The 2,088-nt window shown below is 36.4% G+C and carries 1 protein-coding gene and 1 pseudogene; both read left to right on the top strand.

Annotated elements, in window-relative coordinates; all coding sequences use genetic code 11:
* Positions 1 to 1,262: hybrid sensor histidine kinase/response regulator transcription factor (locus tag HMPREF9074_RS11435; RefSeq protein ID WP_034540984.1), on the top strand; the 1,262-nt coding region annotated here is incomplete at its 5' end.
* A gap of 85 nt (positions 1,263 to 1,347) precedes the next feature.
* A pseudogene (locus HMPREF9074_RS11430) lies at positions 1,348 to 2,088 on the top strand (glycoside hydrolase family 92 protein); the annotation flags it as partial.

The following is a 2,088-nucleotide window of genomic DNA, read 5'->3' as shown; positions in this document are numbered from 1 at the left end:
GTATTAAGCAAAAGAAACTCAAGTTTCAGTTTATAGCTGATGAAGTCCCTTTTGAAATAACTTTTGATAAGGAAAAAGTAGAGAAAATTTATTTTAATTTGCTCTCTAATGCGCTTAAATACACACCTATATCGGGTGAAATAATAGTGAAACTGCAAAAAGAAGATGATAAAGTTTGTCTTTCAGTCTTCAATAGTGATTCGTATATTCCTAAAGATAAACAGACAGAAGTGTTTGAACACTTCTATAAGATAAATCCTGATAGTGAAGGTTCTGGTATAGGTTTGGCTTTGGTGCAGGCCTTAGTAGCTTCGCACAACGGAACTATTAGTATAGAGAGTGTTGAAAATGTAGGAACTACTTTCTATATCTATCTTCCTATAGAACAACAAGAGGTAACTTCTAAAACATTGTACGATACTAATTACATAGAAACGCACCTTGACTTATTGCCTTCGGAATCTACCCTAAAAACATTGCCTGATACTACAGAACTTTCCGATAAAAAACCTTTGATACTCATTGTTGAAGATAATCCTGATATGCGCCGCTTTATTCACTATATCCTCAGTGATGATTATAATATCATTGAGGCTGAAAATGGTGAAGAAGGTTTTGAGGTAGCTAAAAAATACCTTCCTGATGTGGTAGTGAGCGATGTGCTAATGCCAAAAGTAGATGGTTTTGATTTATGCCAGTTATTGAAAACCAATGTTTCTACTAACCATATTCCTGTGATTTTACTTACTGCCTATGCTATGGATGAGCAGAAACAAGTAGGTTTTGAAAGTGGTGCCGATGCGTATATTGCTAAACCTTTCAATATAAGACTCCTCAGAACACGTGTGCGTAAACTCATTGAGAATCGCAAAAAAATACGTGAGACCTTTAGCCACTTTTTGCTTAATGAAGCCCAACAAGAGACTTTAGGAAAAGTAGAGCAGCAGTTTATCAATGATTTTACACATTATGTAGAAAAAGCCATTGCTAATCCTGAATTGAATGTAGATGAGATAGCAGAGGCTCTTGGTTTGTCTCGCTCTAATTTATACCGAAAAATAAAATCTCTTACTGATTACTCACCTAATGAACTTATTCGAACTATACGGGTGAAATATGCCAAACAGCTGCTTAATAGTAAAGCTAAAAGCATCTCAGAGGTTGCTTATGAAGTAGGTTTTTCTTCACCCTCTTATTTTGCTAAATGTTTCAAAGACTTTTACAATGAAAGTCCTACAGAATATTTAGAACGCATTAGATAATCTAAAAATTTACTAATTGGCAAGTTGGCTAATTGATAAATTATTCATATCTTTGCCACATTAATTAACCGTTAATGTTATAATGATGAAGTTAAAACATATTTCTTTGGTAGCAGTAGCTGCCTTTTTGTCGGCTTGTCATCAGTCTAAAACAGAGACTGAGAAAGAGACCGAAGCACCTCAAAAACCCTTGATTAGCTATGTAGATCCATTTATTGGTACAGGCGGACACGGGCATACCTACCCTGGGGCAACTACCCCTTTTGGTATGATACAGGTCAGTCCTGTGAATGGTCTTAGCCACTGGGATTGGTGTTCAGGCTATCATTATTCTGATAGTCTAATGGTAGGTTTTGGTCATTTAAGCCTAAGTGGTACAGGTATTGGCGACCTAAACGATATTTTACTGATGCCTACTCATAAAACGTATGACCTTAGCGAGCTAAAGTACGGCAGAAAAGAGCAATACCCTGTGAATGCAAAAGAGTTTCGCGATATGGTACCTTACAAATCTAAGTACAGCCATAAGAACGAAAAAGCAGAACCAGGTTACTACCAAGTATATTTAGAAGACCCTAAAGTGAATGTAGAGCTCACAGCGGCACAACGTTACGCTGTACATCGTTATACTTTTGAAAAAGGGGCAGAACAATCAGTACTACTGAACTTGGGGTATACTATCAACTGGGATAGCCCTACTAAAACCTCGTTTAGTAAATCAAATAAGAAGTTAGACGCTAATAACAACGGCAATATTATTACAGGTTATCGTTATAGTACTGGCTGGGCTGAAAACCAAAAAGTGTTCTTTGCTATTCAGTTCTCT

This window comes from Capnocytophaga sp. oral taxon 329 str. F0087, assembly GCF_000213295.2.
Classification (GTDB): Bacteria; Bacteroidota; Bacteroidia; order Flavobacteriales; family Flavobacteriaceae; genus Capnocytophaga; species Capnocytophaga leadbetteri_A.
This window is presented reverse-complemented; position numbering and strand designations above follow the sequence as displayed.